4 protein-coding genes are annotated in these 20,489 nt (G+C 69.9%); all 4 read right to left on the bottom strand.

Annotated elements, in window-relative coordinates:
- Positions 1–68: 68 nt before the first annotated feature.
- The 4 genes from ACOZ4N_RS10875 to ACOZ4N_RS10860 are packed head-to-tail and all read right to left on the bottom strand — an operon-like array spanning position 69 to position 20,479.
- On the bottom strand, positions 69–2,312 hold the full coding sequence (locus tag ACOZ4N_RS10875) for a lamin tail domain-containing protein (RefSeq protein WP_424016406.1): 2,244 nt from the start codon (positions 2,310–2,312) through the stop codon (positions 69–71).
- Complete coding sequence (locus ACOZ4N_RS10870) at positions 2,309–12,475, bottom strand: hypothetical protein (RefSeq protein ID WP_424016405.1); 10,167 nt, start codon at positions 12,473–12,475, stop codon at positions 2,309–2,311. Before ACOZ4N_RS10870 ends, ACOZ4N_RS10875 begins: the two co-directional genes overlap by 4 nt.
- The gene (locus ACOZ4N_RS10865; protein ID WP_424016404.1) at positions 12,468–16,574 is read right to left on the bottom strand and encodes a hypothetical protein; all 4,107 of its coding nucleotides are present in this window, start codon (positions 16,572–16,574) and stop codon (positions 12,468–12,470) included. Before ACOZ4N_RS10865 ends, ACOZ4N_RS10870 begins: the two co-directional genes overlap by 8 nt.
- A complete protein-coding gene (locus tag ACOZ4N_RS10860; RefSeq protein ID WP_424016403.1) occupies positions 16,571–20,479 on the bottom strand; it encodes a DUF6603 domain-containing protein in 3,909 nt (1,302 codons plus the stop codon). The genes ACOZ4N_RS10865 and ACOZ4N_RS10860 overlap by 4 nt, the downstream gene beginning before the upstream one ends.
- Between the last annotated feature and the right edge of the window lie 10 nt (positions 20,480–20,489).

Genomic DNA, 20,489 nt, shown 5'->3' with positions numbered 1-20,489 from the left:
TGGAAATCACGACCTGATTTCCGTGTCCGACCGCGCCTGCCACGGGTGACGCCCGTCGAACGGGTCTGTCACCGACCTTCGGCCTGGTCGGGGTCGGGGTCCGCGAGGTAGTCGTAGCGGAGGCCGCTCTGCCCCTCGCCGCGGCCGATGGTCGCGTGACGACCGCTCCAGAGGTGAGTGGTGCCGCCGATCCAGCGCGCGTACTGATACCTGCGGGTCACCTCCAGCCCGGCCCGCGTCAACTCCTCGTCGTGCAGGCTGACCTCGTGATGGAGGATCTCCCCGTGTGGTTCGGCGACGCCGGGGTCCGCGTCCAGCAGACGCGCCAGCTCGAACCGCAGGTCGCCGATGGTGAAGTCGCTGGTCGCGCCGGTGGGTTCCATCCGGAGCGGGAACCAGTAGTCCGCCACGTCGCTGACCAGCCGGTAGTCGGGCAGGTCGGGGTTCGCGGGATCGCCGATGAACGTGTTCCTGACGATGGTCCCATCCCGGTTCCTGATCGTCAACTCGCTGCTCTCCCCCCAGACCGGGCTGGCCTTCCCCCAGAACAGCGCGCCGGGTTCGGCGTCGGTGCCCTGCCCGGTGTACAGCGTGAGCGACTCGGTCCCGTCGAGCGTGGTGTCGCCGGTGTCCGTCGGGAACGTGTAGGTCTCGCCGGTGTCGCTCTCGACGGTCCACCCGCCAACGTCGACGGTCCCCTCGCCGGGGTTGGTGAAGCGGACCCGTTCGTCGCCGGCCGTCGACGCCGTCTGGACCATATCGACCGCCAGCGTCGCCGGCGTGTACTCGCGCCACTTCAGCGGGTCGCCCACGGCGTCCTCCGTGATCAGTTCGATGCCGAAGGCCATGTTGGCCATCTCGTCGCGGGCGAACAGCACGCGCTCGACGGGGTCGCTCGCGTGGTTCGCGCCGAGGACCGGCGGGTAGAACAGCCCGGGCCGGTCGTGGTCGGGCAGGTCCGGGTGCATGAAGACGTTCCACCCGCCGCTTCTCGCCACCGCGCCGCCGTAGTTCCCCTCGTCGGCCTCCTCGCTCCGATCGGTCTCCTCGGCGGTCGTCGTCTCGCCGGCCGGCGTCACCGGATCGACCGCCGTGACCTGCCCGAACGTGTCCGTGACCAGCAGGTGTTCGATCCGGGTCAGCGACCCCACCGGCACGTCGACTGGCAGGGAGAACCAGTCGTTGCCGTACAGCGTGGCGAACTCCGCCAGCAGGAGTTTGCCGACCTCGCCCGGCCCCACCTGCATCGTGTCGAGGTTCACGTTGCCGTCCTCGAACTCCCACCAGCGCGCGGACGGCATCCCCGGGAACGATACCTTCGAGGGAACCATGGTCAGGTCCGGTTCGTCTCGGTCGATCCCGAGCCCGTCGAGCGGCAGTTCGTCGCTCACGGCGGTCGTGACGCCGGTCCCGGCCCCGGAAGCGGTCTGTCGGTCGGTCTGTGCGTCGGCTTGGCCGCTGTCGGGGGCGAGCGTGCGGTCGGGATCGACGCTGAACGCGTCCCAGTCGAGGCGGCCGCCCTCGTACTCGTCGGCCGCGAAGGCGGTCTCGTCGCCGCCCGAACCGGTCGCCACGGCGAACTCGTACTCCATACGGTCGCGGTTCCAGGCTCGTTCCTCGCCGGGTTCGTCGTAGAGGTCGGCGTACCAGTCGACGTACGCCTTCGCGGCCTGCTTGTATCCGTCCGGCACCGACCCCGATCCGGGATAGGCGTGGTCGACGGTGCCCCAGGAGACCGAGTGCCAGTCGCTCGCCCCCGCGAGGTCTCCGCTCGCGGTCAGTCGCTCGTAGAGGGTCACGCCGTCGAGCGTGCGGCCGCCGACGACGGACAGGAATCGCTCGCCGCCCGCGTCCAGCGGCCCGTCGGCCGACTCGACCAGCAGGTCGTCGGCGAAGTCGTCGGCCCGCACCCCGCGATCGTCGATCTGAACGCCCTGCGCGTCCAGCCGGGCGAGGAAGTTCCGGCCGGTCTCGACCGCCGTCTCCCGTCCCGGGCCGTCGTCCAGCACTGCCTCGCGTTCGACCATCGTTTCGAGGGGGCCGTCGCTCGTCACGTCGTAGTCGCGGGCGGTCGCGGCCTCGCTCTCGGGGTCGAGGTCGACCCGCGTCAGCGGATCGTGTTCGTGCCAGCACTCGACCTTGACGGGCGACCCGGCGTCCTCGCCGGCGAGTTCGCCCACCTGCCACTGCCGGCCGAGCAACCAGAGCGGATCGGCCACCTTCGCGCGCAGTCCCTCGGTCGTCCCCTCGTTGCGCGTCGTCGGGGAGAGCCGGTGCCACTCCGTGATCGACTCGTCGCCGTAGGGGTTCACTGGCCGTCACCTCCCTGCTCGCCGTTTCCGGTGTACAACTGCGCGTTCAGCGTGATTTTGGGCAGTTTCACCTGCGTACTCCACTCCGGCCGGGCCGCCTGGAAGGTCCGAATCCGGTCGACATCGACCGACGGGGCGTCCGGCCGGAGCCGGTCGTTGCGCGGGAAGCTGAGCAGAGGCAGGAGCGTCCCGAACTCGTCGATGTCCTCCAGATCGACCATCCGGTAGCGCGCCAGTTCCATCGTGTCGGTCACCACGTCCACCAGATGGTCGGTCGTCCAGCCACCCTCCGCCGGCGGGAGCGCGAGCAGGATGCTGTTGGGGGCCATCGCGTCGGGGTCGTCGTAGTTGAGCGCGACGCCGGTCGTCTCGGTCTCGCCCGGGACGTTCTCGACGAGTTCGTCCACGAACAGCCCCGCGACGCGGCCGTAGTCGCCGTCGAAGTCGGCCGCGTGTTGCATCACCAGTGACAGCCGGCCGGGTTCGGGGTCCTGGCCGTCGAGACCGACCCAGCGCTCGCCCTGCCGGTGGGGGAGTTGCCCGACCTGCAGGTCGCGGTGGCGCTCGCCGGTGACCGCCTCGGCGTAGGACAGCCCACGGCGGAACCGCGCCGACTCGTCGCGGACGCGGGCGACCCGCTGGAACCACGTCTCCGCGGCCATCGGATCGCCCGCCTGCAGGTCGTCGCTCCGGCCGAACGTCGCGGTGAGTTCCGCACCGTTCGTCGGTTCGACCGTCGGCAACACCTGGAACTCGTCGCCGAAGACGGCCTCCAGCCGGGCGATCTGCTCGTCGACGCTCGTCGCCGGCTCGCCCTCTGGCGGGTCGGGCCGCGTCGCTGGGTCGTATCCCGTCGACGTCTCGTACCGCTCGGCGACCGCCTCGCTGACGGTCCGGGCCTGGGTCACCAGCACCGTCTCGTCGTCGGGCTGGCCGCCGGTCGGCGACCGCGGGACGCTGCCGTAGACGCCGAAGTACGACGCCCGCAACAGCGCCCGCCGGAGCGTCTCCAGCACGCCCGTCCGGAGCGCGTCGTGGAACGCGCCCGCCTCGCGGGCCGCGTCGACGTGGCCGCGCTGTTCCTCGACGACTCGCCCCAGCGTCGAGAGCCGGGTCGTGACCGTCTCCGAGAACCGCTGTCGCGACGCCGACGTACTCGGCAGGAGGGTCTGTGCATCGAGGCCGTCGAGATACGCCGGCAGGACGGCCCGCCGGAACCCCTCAAGCAGGAAGCGGCAGTCGGTCACCGGCGTCCCCGGCGGCGTCGCCCTCGGGTCGAGCGCCCGGAGACCGTCCGTCCAGACGAGCGCGTCCCCCTCGAACTCGTCGCGGGCCGCCGCGGTCACCTCCTCGACGAATTCCTCGCGCTCGCGTTCCAGTTCGCGCTCCTCGCGCTCGCGTTCCGCCTCCTCGCGGCCGCCTCGCTTTCGCTTCCGTCTGTCCAGCAACTGCCGGTCGCGGTTGTAGAACGGCGGGTCGGCCTCGGCCGCCTCGAAGGCGTCGTCGATCCCCGTGATCCCGCCGAGTACCGGCTGGCGGACGAACGTCCGGAAATCGTCGAGGAACGTGCTCCGTTCGGTCCCGCTCGGGAGCGCGTCGGGTTCGTACAGGAGCGCCCGGAAGTGCCGGACGAACGCCTCGGGGTCGGCGAGCGCCCCGAGTGCGGGATCGTCGACGGCCGTCGGCAGGAAGGCCGCGAGCGCCCGGAGGTAGCGAGCGAGCCGTTCCACGTCGTCGTCACCCTCGGGATAGACGCCCACTCCCGCCCGGCCGAGGACGGTCTCCAGCTCAGCCGCGAACGCGAACCCGGCCACGTCGTCCTCGACGGCCCGGGCAGGGTGGTCGAGCAGGGACGAGAGCCGGGCCTGGGCGTCCTCGTCTTCGATGGCCCGCCGGATCGGCCAGAAGTCGGTCCCGCCGCTCCGGTCGGGGCGGCCGGTCACGTCGAAGAAGTCGGCGATGCCGAGCGCGTCGGCGACGGCCGTGACGCTCGCGACTGCCGCATCGACCGCCGTCAGGTCCAGCGACTCCAGTGCTGGCTCGTCGCCTTCTTCGACGAGCGCCGCCACCGCGTCGATGGCCGACTGGGGCGGGGTCCCGTCCTCGCCGCCCCCGGTCTTCCCGTTCAGGTCCCGCAGTGTGGTCAGCTCGGCACGGATCGCGCCCCAGTCGGTCCCCTCGCGGACGGCGGCGTCGAGGTCGGCCGTCGCGCCGTCGCCGAAGGGCTCGAACGCGTCGGCCCGGGCGTCGATCCACAGCAGGGCCGCGAGCAGGTCGCTGTCCTCGACGACCCCCGCGGGGTCTGGCCGGACCGACGCCAGCCCCTCGTGGACCGTCGTCCCGTCGTCGACCGCCTCGACCGCGAACAGGGTCCAGGGCGCGTGTCCGCTGGCGTCGACGGTGATCGTGAACCGGCCGACTGCGTCCGTGTCGACCTGCGTGGTCGCGAGCGGCGACGACGCGCCGACCTCGCCGACGGTCACGTCGAGTGTCGTCGCCTCGCTCACGTCGGCCTCGCCGGGGACGATCTGGCCCGGCGCAGCGTCGATCTCCGTCGCGTCCTCGGGGACGAGGACCGCACCCTCCAGGACGCGCTCGACGCTCGTCCCGTCGCCGAGGACGGCGACGAACCCGGTCCCGGGTCTGACGCCCGAGAAGTCGAGCGTCGCGGCGAACTCGCCGTCCCCGTCGGTCTCGACCCGCGTCGACCGCGTGACCCACTCGGCGTTCGAGGTACTCCAGACCGACAGCGAGAGCGTGGCGTTCGGAGCGAGACCCTCGCCGGCGATCTCCTGTTCCGGCGCGGGTGCGACTGCCACGTCGAACGCACGTGCCTCGCGGTCGGTCGATCCGGCCGGGAGGTGACTTCGGAGGTCTTCCAGTGCGGTCGCCAGCGCGTCGGCGTCGGCCGCGAGCGCGTCCGTGATCCCGTCCGCCGCGGAGACGAGCCCGTCGAAGGGCACCTCGCGGGTGAACGTCCGGACGCTGGCGTGCAGGTCGTCGACCTGTTCGGTGATCGAGCGTGCGCCCTCCGTAGCAGGGTCGAGCAGGCCGATCCGGTCGTCGAGGACGCGCCGGACGGCCGCCAGCCGCGCCTGTGCCGTGTCGGCCCGGCCCCGCAACTCCGTGACCGAGTAGTCGGTGTAACCCGCGCCGTCGGTCTCGCTGGGGTGGCCGAGGTCCTCGCCGGTCATCGGCCGACCCTCCTGGATCACCTCCCGGAGCCCGGCGACGACTTCGAGGAAGGCACCGACCGAGAGCGGGTCCTCGCCGCTGGCGTCGGGAGCCGTCGCGTCGAACTCCAGATTCACGGTGGCCGTGTCGGGTACCGGCGGGTCGTGACTCGGCGGGTTTCGTGCGAGGTGGTAGCCCATCCGGGTCTCCAATTGGGAGGCCCCCGCTTTCTGGTTCTGCTGGGTGAGGTAGGTCGCGTCGAGCGGCGACAGGTCCAGCTCCGAGAGGGTGACGCCGGTCTCGGCGACGTGGGTCACCGACTCGGGCTCGGCGGGCCAGGCCCGCCAGGCGACGACCTGATCGCCGTCGGCCACCGTCGGATAGGTTAGGGTGAACCCCGACTCCGAGAGGCCAGTCACGCGCACCGCGTCGGTGCCGCCGACGCTTCCATCCGGAGTGAGTCCGGGGAGTTCGATGGCGTCGCCGCCCGTCTCGGCACCGACGCCGACCGGCTCCTCGCCGTCGGCCCGCACCACGTGGCGGACCACCTGCTGGTCGCCCACGCCGGTCGCGGCACCCGTCGCGAGGCCGCCGACCGTCACCGCGCCGTCGCTGTCGACGCTCGCGGTGCCGGGGAGCGCGAGGAGTTCGACCTGTCCCGGCTCGAAGCCCGTCCGGATCGTCTCCGTGTCGCCCGCCGCCCGGGTGCCGTCGAGGGTCCCGACCGCCGGCGTCGGCGCGTCGTCGCTCCCGAGCGCCACGTAGGTCACGACGCGGCTGGCGTCGCTCGCCGCGCCCGCGTGCGTCGAGGTATAGCTCAGATCCAGCGACTCGCCGAGGCCCGTGACCTCGACGCTGGTCGTCCCGGCGACCGAGCCGCCGGCCGCGAACGGGAGGTGGAGCGCCCGGTCGTCGCGGACGCCCGCGACGTGATCGCCGCTCGACGGGTCGACGCTGGTCCCGACCGCGTGCTGGGTCACGCCGTCGCGGGCGACGGCCATCCCCTCCGAGACGCCCGCCGCGCCGGTCGTGGTGACCGTCCCGCCCGTCTTCGTCGCCAGCGTGGTCCCGAACAGGCGCACCTGCTCGGCGTCCACGCCCAGCGAGATCGAGTCGCTCCCGGTCCCGTCGGGGGTCGTGAACGTGCCGACCTCGACGTTGTCGGGGTTCGACAGCGCGAACGCGCGGTAGGTGACGACCAGTCCGTCCGCGGCGGGCCCGCGCGTCGCCACGTCGTCGAAAGTCACCTCGAACCCGTCGTCGGTGAAGCGGACGGCACCGCGGAGTCGACCGTGATCGCCGTCGCCCTCGTGGAGGTGCGCGTGGAGCGCGTGGTCCTCGTCGACCACGCCGCCCGCGTCCGAGCCCGTCAGGTCGGTCGCCACGCTGGTCGAACACTGGTCGGCACTGCTCGGCGTGCGCACGGCGACGCCGTTGGTGACGCCGTAGTGGCTCGCCGCACCATCTGCGCCGCCCTTCGGGACGCCGTGGGCGAGTCCCAGCACGACGAGATCCGGCTGGAAGTCCAGGTCCGCGACGGAGACGATGCCCTCGCTGGTCGGCGTCACGAAGGTCCCGCTGGCGGCCGCTCTGGTCTCGTCCCACTCCAGGGCCGCCCGGCAGGAGATCCGGTCGGGCGCGGGCAACAGGTCGTCGAGCCAGGCGTTCAGGTTCGGCTCCGCCTCGGGACGCGTCTGCAACGACAGCGACACGTCCGGCCCCGTCGATTCGTCCCCGCCCGGGAGTCCGTCGGGATCGAGGACGCCCGAGTCGGCCGTCCACTCGGTCGCCGCGCCCGCGTTCGCCGGATCGCCGAACGCGACGCCCAGTCGGTGGGTGACGCCCACGTCGTCCCGTGGCGTCTGGGCCACCTCCGGATCGGCCACCGGCTTCCCCTTCACGAGGTCGTCGATGCCGCCGCCCGCTCGCGCGAAGTTGCCCTTCCCCAGCTGGTGGACGTTCTCCGCGATCAGCAGGTCCGTCGTGGCGTCGACGATGGCTTCGATCTCCTCGAGAATTTCCTCGAGCGCCGACTGCTCGGCGCTCGTCGTTGCCGCCGCGAGCGTCGACGCGTTCTCACCGTCGTAGGAAATATCGCGGAAGAACTGGTCTTTCTGGTCGTCGCCGTACTCCTGCCACTTCGTGAACAGCCGGTAGCCGTCGAGTACGTCGCTGGCGGCGGCCGCGGTTCCCACGTCGAGTTGCTCGTCGCCGTCCTCGCCCTCGCCGTGGTCGAGTTGCCCCTCGACGCCGGGGAACGCGCGCCGGAGCGTGAACTTGAACTGGGGGAGTGCGATGGTTCCGGCGTTGGCCTCGTTGTACGCCTTGCTGCGCTCCAGCAGGCGGCGCTCGAACCGGTAGCCGAGCAGGTCGCCGAGCATCTGGCCCTGCCGGATGCCGTCGAGGATCCGCCGGGCCGCCCGCACGCGCCCCGGCGAGAGGTCGATGTCGAGCAGTTCGGCCAGCTCGCCGTCCCCGGACTCGTCGGTGTGGTTCTTCCGGCCGCTCCGGAGGACGGCCGCCGTCGTCGCGTGCTGGGGCGACGGCGCGTGAATGTACTCCGCGTCCTCGGGCTCGGCTCCGTCGGCCAGGGCGTCCGAGCGAAGGTCCTCGACGTAGCCGTACGCGCCGACGTAGGTGACCGGCGAGTCCGTCGCCGGCTCGCTCGTCTCCTCGCTGGCTTGTTCGACCGTCTCCCCGCCGTCGGTCTCGGTGTCGTCGTCCTCCGTCGACTCGCCCGTCGAGCCACCGAACGAGAACGTTCCGAACTGCTTCGAGACCGACTGGATGTTCTCGACGGACCCGAACTGAGTCTTCCCGCCGACGCCGAACCGCGTCCCGGTGCTGGACTGCGCGCCGTCTTCGGCGTCGGACTCGGGTTCGGGCTCGGGCAGGGTCTCGGTGTCCTCGCCGCGGTCGAACTGGTCGCCGACGAACGCGAACTCCGCGCCGTCGTAGAAGTCGGTCTCCCGCGTCTCGCGGTGCTCGAACAGGCGCCGCGTCGCCAGCGAGGTCCACCACGCGTCGAGGCGGTGGCTCGCCAGGTCCAGCGTCTCGGTGAACAGCCGCCCCAGGTCCTCCGTGTCGCGGTCTTCGAGGTACGCCGCGGCGTCCAGAATCTCCTGCAACCGGGGATCGAGCGACGGCTCGTCGTACCGGGGCGAACAGGTATCGAACAACTCGCTCGCGTACGACCCAGCGTAGTTGTCGTCGTACCGGTCGAGCCGTTCGGCCGGCACCGATTCGTCCAGGAACTCCCAGACGGTCCTCGTGTCGCCGTCGACCACCGAGGGATCGGGAACCGGTTGCTGGGTGTAGTCGGGAGCGACGACGTGGTCCTTCCCGGTCTCTGCTTTGATCTCCTCGACCTCGTCTGCCGACCGGGCGTTCGGGTTGCGGTCGGGCGAGAGGAAGGCGTTGTCGCTGGGCAGGTCCAGGTCGTCCCACTTCAGCCCCAGGCGGATCCGGCCGCCGACGTAGCCCTGGAGGACCGAGAAGCGGGTGATCTGCTTGAACAGCGTGTTCTGCAGGCTCGCGCCGCCCGTCCGGTAGAGGTTGTATCGCTTGTCGCGGTAGACGTTGGCTTCCTCGCTGGAGGCCTCGTAGGTGATCGGCGTGTCGCCGGCGTAGGCGGCGATCTCGCTGAACTTCCCGTGTTCGGGCTCGGTGAGCCAGACGTGCATGAACAGCTGGCGGTCGCTCAGTACGTCGATCTCGTCGCCCCAGCCAAGGATCTCCTTGACGCGCTCGCGGTCGAACGAGATGGCGTCGAGTCCGACGGGAAGCCCCATGTCCCGGAGGAAGCCGAACGGCTCGTGGTACAGGTAGCGCAGGTAGTCCGACTCGCGGCCGTCGGTCACGTCCGACACCGGCCGGTCGCCGGACAACTGTAACCGCTCGCCGCGCGTGTCCTCGTCGAACAGCGACCGCACCGGCGGATGCATCCACGCGATCCGCGGATCGAGCGACTGCATGTCGTTGTCGATCAGCATCTGCCGGACCCGCGCTCTGGTCTCCTCGGTCAGGCGCTCGGCCTTGGCCTCGTCGATGTCCGGGTCCGTCAGCAGTGCGTCGTACCCCTCCAGCACCTCCCGCACGAAGTCGTCGGCGTTGGCCTCCCGGCCGAGGATGCGCTCGACCACGTCCGACCCGACCGAGGGCCCGCCGACCCGCTCGACGTTCTCCGCGCCGTCGTCCCAGGCGTCGGTCAGCTTGCCGAGCCAGGTCGCCAGCCGCCCGGGGAACTCGTCGTCGGTCCTGAAGGCTCGCTGGCGCGTCCGCGTCGCGACGCCCGACCCGCCGTCGGGGAGTTTGAAACCGGTCGAGATCGATTTCGTTCGTGTCGGCGTCGCCGGATCGAAACTCGACCCGTAGAGGTCCTGCTCGACCTGCGTCGTACTCTCGGGCATCGTCACCGAGTAGCCCGACGAACTCACCTCGCCGACCGACGGACTCGTCGTTCCGCCGGTGTCGGCCGCCGTCTCTCCGGCGGCCGTCTCGGTCGTGTCAGTGGTCGTGCCGGTCTCGTCGGCGGTCGTCTCGACGGACTCCTCGGGGGTCGACACGTCCGCGTCGACCGACCCCTCGGAGTCAGCGGGGTCGACGGCCCCGCCACCCTCCGATGGGCCGGACGACCCGCCGGTCACCTTCTCCGAGAGCCTGACCTTGCTCGTGTCGAGCCGGAACTGCCCCTCGGGCGTCCGGATCCGATCGTCGACCCGCTCGAACTGCTGTCGCTCGTCGATCTTGTCGGCCAGATTCTCCGTGCCGAGCAGGGGGCTGTCCCCGGGCTCCTCGGGCAGTGTCTGCGCGGGGAGGATTCCGTAGGGAACGGTTCCGACCCGGAGCGGCGGGAAGGGGCCGCCCGCGCGGACGTATCTGACGAAGTGTCGCCGCCAGGCGTCGACTTCTTTGAGCGTCTCCCCGAGTTCCGTCGCCGGGTTCCGGTGGGGGAACGACTTCGCCGTCCCCTGCTCCGAACCGGATCGACCCTTCCAGATGCTGTCGCGGTTGGTCCAGCGATTGTCGATCAGCAGGTTTCGGAGGGAGTAGCCGATGGTGCCCGACCACAGCAACGAGTTCATGTGGCGAGCGTCGGCCTGCGAGCGGCCGTCCGCGCCCTCGACGTGAGCGAAGACGTGATCCATCCCCTCGCCGGGAGCGGCGATGCCGAGCGCGCGGGCCAGCAGGTCGCCGTCGCTGAAGTCGCCGAACTCCGTGCGGAGGGGGCCACACTCCTCGTCGACGGATTCGGCCGGGTCGTCTTTCGGCGTGTAGCCGGCGTCGCCCGCCTCGCTGTTGTTCGAGGGCGTCCCGCGCTCCAGCAGTTCCAGCCCGTCGGTGTAGTGGTGGGCCTCGAACAGCGATGCGAGGGCGTCGGTGGTAGCGTCGCCGGACTGGGACGCCCGGACGCCGACGACGATCAGTTCCTCGAAGACCGCCTCGCCGGGGTTCGTCCCGTTCAGGTCATCGCTGGTGATCGTCAGCCCCATGCCCGCCCTCTCCGCGGCCGGCCAGTCGGTCATCCACTCCATCCCCGGCGGGGCGTCGCCGGGCGTCTCCTCCAGGGTCTCGCTGCCGACCCGTTCGGGACTGGGCCCGACCGGGAGCGGCTGCTGGATGGCGTCGCCCGTCACCGTCACCGTCGTCGTGTCACCTTCCTCGTCGTCCGCGCCCCGCCAGCGCCCGACCGCGATCCAGCGGTCGGGGAGCAGACTCGCGACGGGCGGCTGTGACCACGATCCGGACCGGAGGTCGACCTCGGGGAATTCGAGTGGCGGGACCCGCTCGTCCGAGCCGGTGTCCTCGGTGCCGTTGCCGTCGTCGGTGGCCGGCGGTCCCGACACCGTGCCCGGGATGTCGAAGGGGTTCCCGCCCTCGGCGTAGCCGGTCAGCATCGCCTGAGCGTGGGATTTCGGTGCCGTCGCGTGGACCACGTACGCGCCGCGCTCGCGGCCGAACCGCTCGACCACCTGGTTCCAGGCGCGTTCCTTGATGTCGCGGTAGAAGGCTTCGTCCTCCGTCGAAAATCGCTCCTGCCAGTTCTCGCTCAGGTCGTCGAGCATCGGTCGCAGGTCCGCGGGGACCTTCTCCCGGGCGTAGTCGTGGACCGGGGCCTGTGTGGGCTGGCCGTCGACGGTGTGGACGGTCGTGGTCGGCGGCTGACAGGCGAACCACACCTGCGCCCAGAAGTTTCGCCCCCACTGTTCTTCCTGTACCGTGAGTTCGTCCTCGTGGGTGTCGACGTGGATCTGGTCGGGATAGACCCGCACCCGTAACTCCTGTTCGGCCGGGTCCGTCCGGTTGTGATCGAGCAGGGTCGCCGCCGTCCCGTCCAGTTGGTCCGCACGCGGCGAGTCGTCGTTCGGATAGACGAAGCGCGTCTCCAGCCGCACCGGGAGCATGGCGATTGGCTCGTCCGCGAACGGCGCGAGGTCGTCGTCCAGGCCGTCCAGCAGGGCCTGGAGCTTCCCGGCCCCACCGGACTGGCCGTCGGTGTCGGGCCCGTTCAGCTTCGTCTTCCGGTCGTCGCGGTAGCCACGCGCCGCGGCGACGACGTGTTCGAAAAGGTCGACCAGCGCCTCGCAGTCCTCGGCGGTGCCGTCGGTCACGAGCGCCCCGAAGTCGTCGGTCAGCGCCGCCGGATCGACGGCCCCGCCCTCGACGTAGGTCCGAAGGTCGCGGACGAACCCGTCGACCGCGCTCGTCGTCGGCGAGCGTGGAGCGTCCAGCGCAGACCCGTACTCGCCGTCGGTCTCGACGTAGTTCCCGGTCAGATACGCGAGCGTGTCCGGCCGGTTCTCGCCGCGGAGGAACCGTCCGAACGCGGTCGCGACCCGGTCGGCGTCGCCGGCGTCGCTCCCGCGGCGAACGCGATCCGCACGCGTCTCCAGCAGGGACGACACCGCCGCCGCACGCGTGATCTCGGCCTGTGCCCGCCCGAGTTCCGTCCGGAGCCGTTCGACCGTCTCGCGGGGACCCTCACTCATCGAGCGTCACCTCCGGCAGGTCGGCGGCGATCCTGTAGCGACCGCCGCCCCCGGACATCTCCGGGAGGATGTCGTCCCCGTGGATGCAGATCCGAACCGGTAGTTGCCAGGCGATGCGTGCCATGTGCGCCGAGTTTTTCCCCCACTCGGCCGCGTCGTCGTGGTGCCATTCGTCGTCGTTCACCTCGTTCCACTCCGTGCCCTCGGTGACCGCCCACGGCGCGTCGTTCCCGCCCGCCGGCGCGTCCCCGGTTACGTTCACGTACTTCTTGCCTTCGAGGGCGTCTTCGCTCTCGACGAGGTGGCCCCACGAGAGCCCGTTCCAGCCCTTCTCGGCCCCCTCGCCGTGTGCGTCCTCGCCCATGGTGTTCGTCGAGCGGTTCCCCTCGGGGCCGTAGTCGATACCGTACGGTTTCGATCCGTAGTCGCCGCGGCTCGCCACGTCGTAGCCGAATCGCGTCTCCCCGACCCGTTCTTCGAGGACGAAGAACCACCCCAGATCTTCGTCGTCGGTCCCCTCCGCGATGGTGCCGCCCTCCGCTTCTGTGGTCGTCAGGTCGAACCCGAAGAACGTGATGTCGGGGTCGAGTGTGCCGCTGAACACCGGTTCCTTGGGGTCCCAGGCCGACTGGTTCAGTTCCGATTTCGAGTACTCGCCCAGCACGCGCTCGTCCTCGCCGATGTCGTCGTCCTCGATCTCCTCGACGGCCTGGGCCCGGAGCGAGGAGAGCAGGGGAACCCGGTCCCACTCGGTGTCGTCGCCCTCGCCTTTGTCCTCCTTGACGGCTTTCACGGCGTAGATGCGCGTGTTCGGGTACGCCCGCAGGAGGTCGCCACGGATCAGCAGGACCACCCGGTCGTCCTGGATGCCCGCCGCGCGGTTCTCCCCCAGCGCCGAGTCGCCCCAGGTGTGGAGCTTCGTCACGTCTTTCTGCTCTTTGCCGAGGTACTTCCAGAACTGGCGGAAGTAGGTGCCTCGCCGGTCGGTCGGGTACCGCCGCCACCGGAGTTCGCGAGCCATCTCGTGGTTCAGTCCGCACATGAACGACTCGACGAACTCCGAGTTGGTCTGGAGCGCCCCGACGGTATTCTTGGGGATCTTCCCGACCCCCGGCAGGAGGTACTGCTGGTCGAGCGCCTTCAGCCACCTGTACATCGGTTGCTCGAACTCCGGCGCGGCCAGGATCGGCCCGAGTTCCACCTCCCGGTCCGTCATGCCGGGGTGGATGTCCCACGCCGCCCGCTGTTTCGCCCAGGACCCGGCGTCGAGCAGTCCCGGATACTGGCTGGTCCCGGAGAGCAGGGTCTCTTTCTGGACCGCCGTGAACTCCTCCAGTATCCGTCGCTGATCGACCGCTGCGCTCGTCCCGGCCGAACTCGCAACCTGCTCGGCCGTGCCCTCCGCCTCCTGTATCGCCGACACCTCGGTCGACATCGCCTGCGTCCGCGTCGCACTTGGCGGAATTCCGCTGTCGACCGCGCCAGCGAGGGCGTCCAGTCCGTCCTCGATGTCGTCGATGGCCGCCAGCGCCTCGTCGATCTTCTCGCGGACGGCCGCCGGCTCGTCCGACCCCGACGTGATGGCGTCGGTGACGTACTCCGCGGCGGCGGCGAGTCGGCCGTGAGCCTTGCGGATACCCTCCAGTTCGGCCGTCTTGGCCTCGGTCGTGAAGTCCGACGACAGCGCCGGCGGGTCGGCCGCCAGCAGTTTCCGGAACTGCCGGTCCAGCGTGTCGAACGTGTTGCGCTTGATCGCGTCACAGTGGTCCTCGACGGTCGGCCGCTCGGTCACTGCCGCGACTGCTGCGGTCGAGAACTCCGTCTCGCTATCCGCCAGCGCCGAATCGAGGTCGTCGAGTCGCTGGCGTGCCGTGGTGCAGTGCTCCCGCGTACTCTCGACGGCCAGCAGTGCCTTCGGGACCGTCGCCGCCTTCCCGTCGAGTTCCTCGACGGCCTCGGACAGCGACAGCACCTGCCCCTGCGGGCCGAGCCGCCAGTCGGTCGGTTCGTCGGCGGACTCGCCGTCCGTCGACGCCGGTTCCGTGGCTTCCTTCGTGGTCCCGGCCGCGGTCGTCTCCACCGCTTCCGTCGTCTCCGCCGCCGATTCCGCCGTCTCGACGCTGGCCTCGCTCGCCCCCTCCCGCTCGGGGAGGGTGTCGCTCACACGCGCGAACCGTCCGCCGAGCTTTCGCTCCGTGTCGAAACTGAACGACTCGCCCATCCGTTCGGTGGCGGTCGCCTTCTTCGCGTCCGTCGACACCCCCTTGTCGAGTTTGCCCTTCGACCGGGTGAGTCGCCGGAAGGTCGGCGAGGCGAGTTTCGTCGCCCGGTTCAGTACGTCGGGGTCCGCGAGCGCGCCGCTGGCCGCGCCGAGTGCGCCCCCGCCGTCGCCCCGCATCGGCCCGCCGCTCGCGCCCAGTCGCAGTTCGTTCAGTTTCCGCTGGCCCCGCGTCGACGTGATCGACTTCGTCTCCTCGCTCACGGCGAGTTTCCCCTGACGTGCGAGCGCGTCTGCGAACTGTTGCTCGCCCAGCCTCCTCCGGAGGTCCCCGCCCTGGTCGACCGCCTCGCCGACCGCCGGGTCCGGATCGTGGTCGCCCAGCGCGCCCTCGTCGCGGAGGCGGCCGGCGGCGGTGATCTCGCGGTGGAGGTCTTCGAGGTCCCGGATGCGACTGTCGACGCCGACGAGGTGATCGCCGGCCCGCTGGAACCGGTCGCGGACGTTCGAGCCGGCGAGGTCGCCCAGTTGGCTCCGTCCAGTCCGCTCGTTTGCCAGTTCCAGGTCGCCGAACTTCTCCCAGGCGGCCTCCATCAGTCGCTCCTGGTTCTCCTGGATCACTTCGGTCCCGTAGCCGGCGGGGATGCGCCAGCGCGGGTCGACGTTGAGTTCGCGGAGCCAGGCGTCGACGTACGGACCGGCCGTCGGCACGTCCGGCGGCGTCGGCCGTCCGTCGTCCAGCCCCCAGCCCGCGTCGCCGGGCAGGTACCACTGCCCGTAGATCGGTGGACCGACCACGGGGAGGTCTGCCTGCGGGTCGCTCTCCGACTCCTCGCTCCCGTCGGTGTCGGTGCTGTCGGGGTCGTTGAGCAGTCGCCGCATCGTCTCGCGCTTCTCGGTCGCCAGGGGTTGCTGGTCCAGTCCCGGCGACATCAGCGCGCCGCCGACCTCGAAGGTGCTGTCCTTGTCTTCCAGCTGTGGCGGGCCGGGATCGCTCAGGTCCACCTCGCGTTTCCCGACGCCGGCCTCCGAGAGCTGGCGCGGTTCGAGCTTGCGCGCCAGCGACTCGAAGTCGCCTTCGTTGGCGGTCGCGAACTCCCACTGGTGGTAGATCGGCAGTGTCGTCGTCGACTCCGTCTCGGCGTCCCAGGCGGGCTTGACCGTCGGTTGTTCGGCGTCGCTCTCGTACGGTTGCTTGCCGAGGCCGACGCGCCGCCCCGGCTCGAAGGTCGGGACGACGGCGGCGACGTACCGCGTGTTCGGATCGAGGTTGCGGGGACAGAGCAGTCGCGCGACGGCCTGATCCGACGGACCGGTGAACGCCGCCGCCAGCTCCTGGTCGGTGAGCTTGCCCGTCACCTGGACGTGGGCCCACGCCCAGACCTCCGCGACGGGCGGGAGTTCGTTCTGTGGCACCGACAGCGCGGGGAGGGGCTTGCGACCGTCGGCCTCGACGCTGACGGCCTCGTTCGCCTTCTCGACGACGACCAGCGCCATCCACGGCCTGACCTTCGCGTCGTCGTCCGGGTTGGCTCGCTCGGGACTGAACAGCCACGGGAGGTCCACCCGGTCGAACTCGACGAGGGGGAAGTAGTTCGGCGGCATGGTCGACGTGTCGGGTTCGGGTTCGACCCGGACCACCTGTCGCTCGTCGATGCCCGCCACGTCGCCCGGCCCGTACAGCCGGATGTCCGTCGAGGGCTGGTCGTCGGCCCCCTCCCAGTCGCCGCCCTTCTGTTTGCCCTCCACAGTGAGGTCGACGCCGAAGGCCGGCCGCTGCAGTGGTTCCGTGCCGTACCGCTGGCTCGGTCGATACCCCGCCCGAACGCTCGGGACGAATTCGTAGTGCGTACCCAGTCCTGACTGATCGTTGCCGCTCATCGAGACCCTCCGAGATTGATGACGCCCGCACCCTGTTCGCGCAACAGTTCACCCTGTTCGGCCACGGCGCTCTCGCCGAGGACCACCCGTTCGTCGACCGCTTTCCCGCCGACGGCATCGACACCCGATCCGTCGTCGCTCATCGTGCCGTCCTGTCCACCGCCGGCGACGGTGCTGTCACCGCCCCCACCGCTGACCGTCTCCGTCGGCTGGACCACCTCGACGGTCCCGTCGGGCAGGGTCCGGTCGGCCCGCTCGCCGATGACCTTCCCGCCCGGGAGCCCGTACACGTCGGCCTCGGGCGTGGCGAACTCCTGCCGGAGGTCGTTCCGGGCCAGCGCCGTCTCGTCCAGCAGTTTCGGCACCTCGACCAGCGGAATCCCGAAGCGGGCCCGCTCGGGACGGACGCCCGAGAACCGCCCCAGCGACGACAGCGGCGCGGCGTGTTGCTCCTCCTGCTCGTCGACGACCGACGTTTCGTACTCCAGTTTCGTCGTCCGCCGGAGTTCCTGCGCCCGACCGCTCGTCGCTTCGTCGTTCCCGGCGAAGTAACACGCGTCACTGCCGGCGGCCCGGCCCGCCTCGCGCTCGACGAAGGAGGGACTGTTCAGCTTCTCGCTGTCTTTCATCCGCTTGTACTTCGCGGGCGCGAACCGCTCGCGCTTCGCGTCGGTGTCCAGCGACGTGCCGTCGACCCGCACGTCCGCGATGCGGAACTCCTCGTAGTCCCGTGGCACCATGTTCCCGAACTTCTCGATGCGGGACTGCAACGGCACGACCGTCTGGCGCACGTCGATGCCACCCAGCGGGTGGGCCAGCACCTCGTCGCTCCCTTCCTCGCTCTGGCTCTGACCCTCGCTCTGGCTCTGCCCCCCGCTCTCGCTCTCGGAGTCGCTACCGAGTCCGTCCCGGATCGTCACCAGCGAGTCGGCGCTGTCGGGGACCTGCGCAGCCCAGTTGGCGGACTTGCCGAGTTCGGTCGTCAGTTTCGGCATCACCGTCGCCCGCGGGAGTTTCTCTTTCTCGCCGCCCGACCCCAGTTTCACGTCGACCTTCGTTTTGACCGAGATGAACAGAATCTCGATCTTGACGGTGCCCTTGATCCGCATCGGACCGGGCCCCATCATCGTCCCGTCGACCTTGATGCTGAGACCGTGGCCCTTGATCTGGACTTTCAGTTTCGCCAGGAAGTCGATGACGAACCCGAACGGATCGAACTCGAACAGCGCGTCGAACGCCAGCGCCCCGTCGACCGTCGCCGGCCCGGCCTCGGCGTGGAGGTAGACCCCAGCGCCGACCTGGAAGGTGTTTGGCGTCGTCGCGAGGTACCCCTTGAGCTCGATCCGTGGGTTGCCGCTGGGTGCGCCCAGACTCGCCTTCACGCGGTCGAGTTCCGGGAAGCCCTTCGGCGGTTCGTACCGGGGGTGGAAGCCGCCGACCGAGAGCATGAACTTCCCGTCGTCGCCCCACCGGAGCCGCATCGCCATGTCGCCCGAGACCGTCCACATGACGATCCGGGAGTCGTAGAGGCTCGCAGTGACGGCCATGCGCTCGTCGGGGATGTCGAGCACGCCCAGCACCGCGAGGTTGATCGTGATCAGCGGCGCGTCCTCGTCGGGCAGGTTCAGGTGGAACGCGCCGACGATGGCGATCTCGAACGTCGGGAGTTCGAGGATCACGCCGACCTCCATCGTCAGCAGGGTGGGCGACCCCCACCCCATCTTGACCATCGGGCCGACGACGTGGACGTCCTTCTTGGGCGGGAAGATCGCACGCAGGTCCGAGACGATCTGCTGGGCGTTCTCGATCACGTTCTCGGGGAACAGGACCGAATCGACGTTGCCCGTCCGGACCTTCTTGCCAAGCACGTCGGTCTTCATCCCGCGGTGGAGGCCGAACAGGCCGCCGACGCCGTTGAGCGTGAAGCCAAAGCCCAGCTGGACCGGCGGGAACTCGGCGGTGATGAGCAGGAGAAACGAGTAGCCGTCGCCACCGCCGGGCAGTTTCGTCTTCAGCAGGCCGATGGCCGTCAGCGACAGCGGGCCGACCGACAGTTGCAGGGCACCGGAGTAGCGGTGTTGCTCCGGGAAGAACCGGAGCATGCCGCCGCCGCTGACTGGCCCCGCGTCGACCGACAGGGCCAGTCCCTGCGGTGGCTTGAACCCGAGATCGAGGTTCGCGGGGCCGAGGTTCCCGTCCGTGCCGCCCGGGACCGAGAGGTCCGCCTTGATGCCGGTCCGCATGACCTCCGCGGTCAGGAAGCCGATGTCGAGTTTCGGCGTGGCACTGAAGACGGTCGGCAGGGTGGGGGCGCTGGGACCGTCACCACCCCCGCCGCCGAGTTCGCCCAGATCCAGCCCGAGGAACGTCTCCTTGATCTGGAGCGGCCCCAGCGGGATGTTGTCGGCCAGCGAGATCATCAGCGTCCCGCCGTTCTGGAGGTAGAAGCCCTGTTTCGTGGACCAGCCCAGCGTCACCTCGAAGTCGTACTCGATGGGTTTCGGGATGACCTTGTCCAGAAAGCCCCCTTTCGGGTCGACGGAGATGATCCCGGTCGTCGTGAACTCCGCCACGAACTGGAACCGGTCGTTGGCGTACTCGAACCGCGAGGAGACGGTCAGCCCGTCCATGCTGATCTTGCCGACGACCGTCCCCACGATGGGTTTCTGCATCCGGTCGCCCGACCCGCCGGTCGAGGCCTGGGCGCTCTCGCCGCTCCCGACGTATTCGAGGTCGGCGGTGAACACCAGTTGATCCTCGGACTTGCCGCCCGGCGTCCCCGCGCTACTCCCCTCGGTGTTGACGAATGTGAAGTTCAGCCCGCTGTCGATCCCGGGGTTGATCGCGACCCCGCGGTTGGCGAGGTGGCCGTCCCCTTCGACGGAAGCCCTCCACTCGTCGCCGAGTTTGCCGGACATATCGGAGTCGAGCTGGCCGTAGGTCACGACGGCGACCCCGGGGAGGAACTGCCCCTCTTTGGGCGGGAGCGGGACGAGCTTCAGCCCCGTCTCGAACTGTCCGCCGTCGTAGGACGCGCCGAACAGCGGGAGCATGAGTTTCTGGCCCCAGCCGTCCATCGCGTCGCTGTTTTGCGTGTCGCCGGGCTGGAGGTTCGCGATCTCACTCTGTGACTTGTGGGTCGCGCCGGCCAGCGTGTCCTCGCCGGCCTTCGAGAGCTTCGCCGGGACGTGTGTCCCCCAGAACGTCTGGAGCAACCGCTGGAGCAGGAGCGTCGCCAGGAAGGGTTCGTTCTGCTTCGCCCAGTTGAACAGGTCCTTGGGGATGTCGTTGGGGTCCTCGACGGCCTCGACGACCGCGCCGAGGTCGATGTTCTCGGGGTTCCCGTGGTCGCCCTTCCGGGAGGTGATGACGCCGAAGGTCTTCAGGAAACCGTACAGCTCCCCGTGGTGGGTCTCCAGATAGTTGACGATGAGGTAGTCGAACACCTGATCACCCAGCGTCCCCATGTCCGGGTCCTGCACGTCGATCTCCTGGAGCATCTGGACGGTCCCGTAGATGGCCTTGACGGAACTGACGATGCTCTTGAGACTTTTCAGCAGATCCTGGGGGTCGAGTTCCTCGTAGACCTTCGCCCAGTCCACCTCGTCCAGGTCCTCGATGCCGTCGATGTCCGGGACCGACTGGACCTGACTGACGATGGTGGTGATGGCCTTCTCGATCTTGGCTCCGTTGGTCGTCACGTCGCTCTCGACGGTCTCGTAGAGCTTCGCGGCGTCCTGGCCGATCAACTCCTCGCTGACGCCCATGTCGTCGAGCAACATGGCGATTCCCAGTGGGCCGCGTTTGGTCGCGCTGACGACCGGTTCGACCACCTTCAGGAGTTCGACGATGGCCTGGGCCTCGGAGTTTTTCTCGTTGCTCTCGCCGTCGGAGCCGTTACTCATCGCCCTGTCC

The organism is Halorientalis pallida (genome assembly GCF_049605515.1).
Taxonomy (GTDB): Archaea; Halobacteriota; Halobacteria; order Halobacteriales; family Haloarculaceae; genus Halorientalis; species Halorientalis pallida_A.
The sequence above is the reverse complement of the archived record's forward strand: the minus strand, read 5'-3'. Positions and strand labels throughout refer to the sequence as shown.

What these genes read in the sequence shown, in the direction of transcription:
- ACOZ4N_RS10865 (WP_424016404.1), bottom strand. Translation starts at nt 16,574, where the DNA reads ATGAGCGGCAACGATCAGTCAGGACTGGGTACGCACTACGAATTCGTC.
- ACOZ4N_RS10870 (WP_424016405.1), bottom strand. Translation starts at nt 12,475, where the DNA reads ATGAGTGAGGGTCCCCGCGAGACGGTCGAACGGCTCCGGACGGAACTC.
- ACOZ4N_RS10860 (WP_424016403.1), bottom strand. Translation starts at nt 20,479, where the DNA reads ATGAGTAACGGCTCCGACGGCGAGAGCAACGAGAAAAACTCCGAGGCC.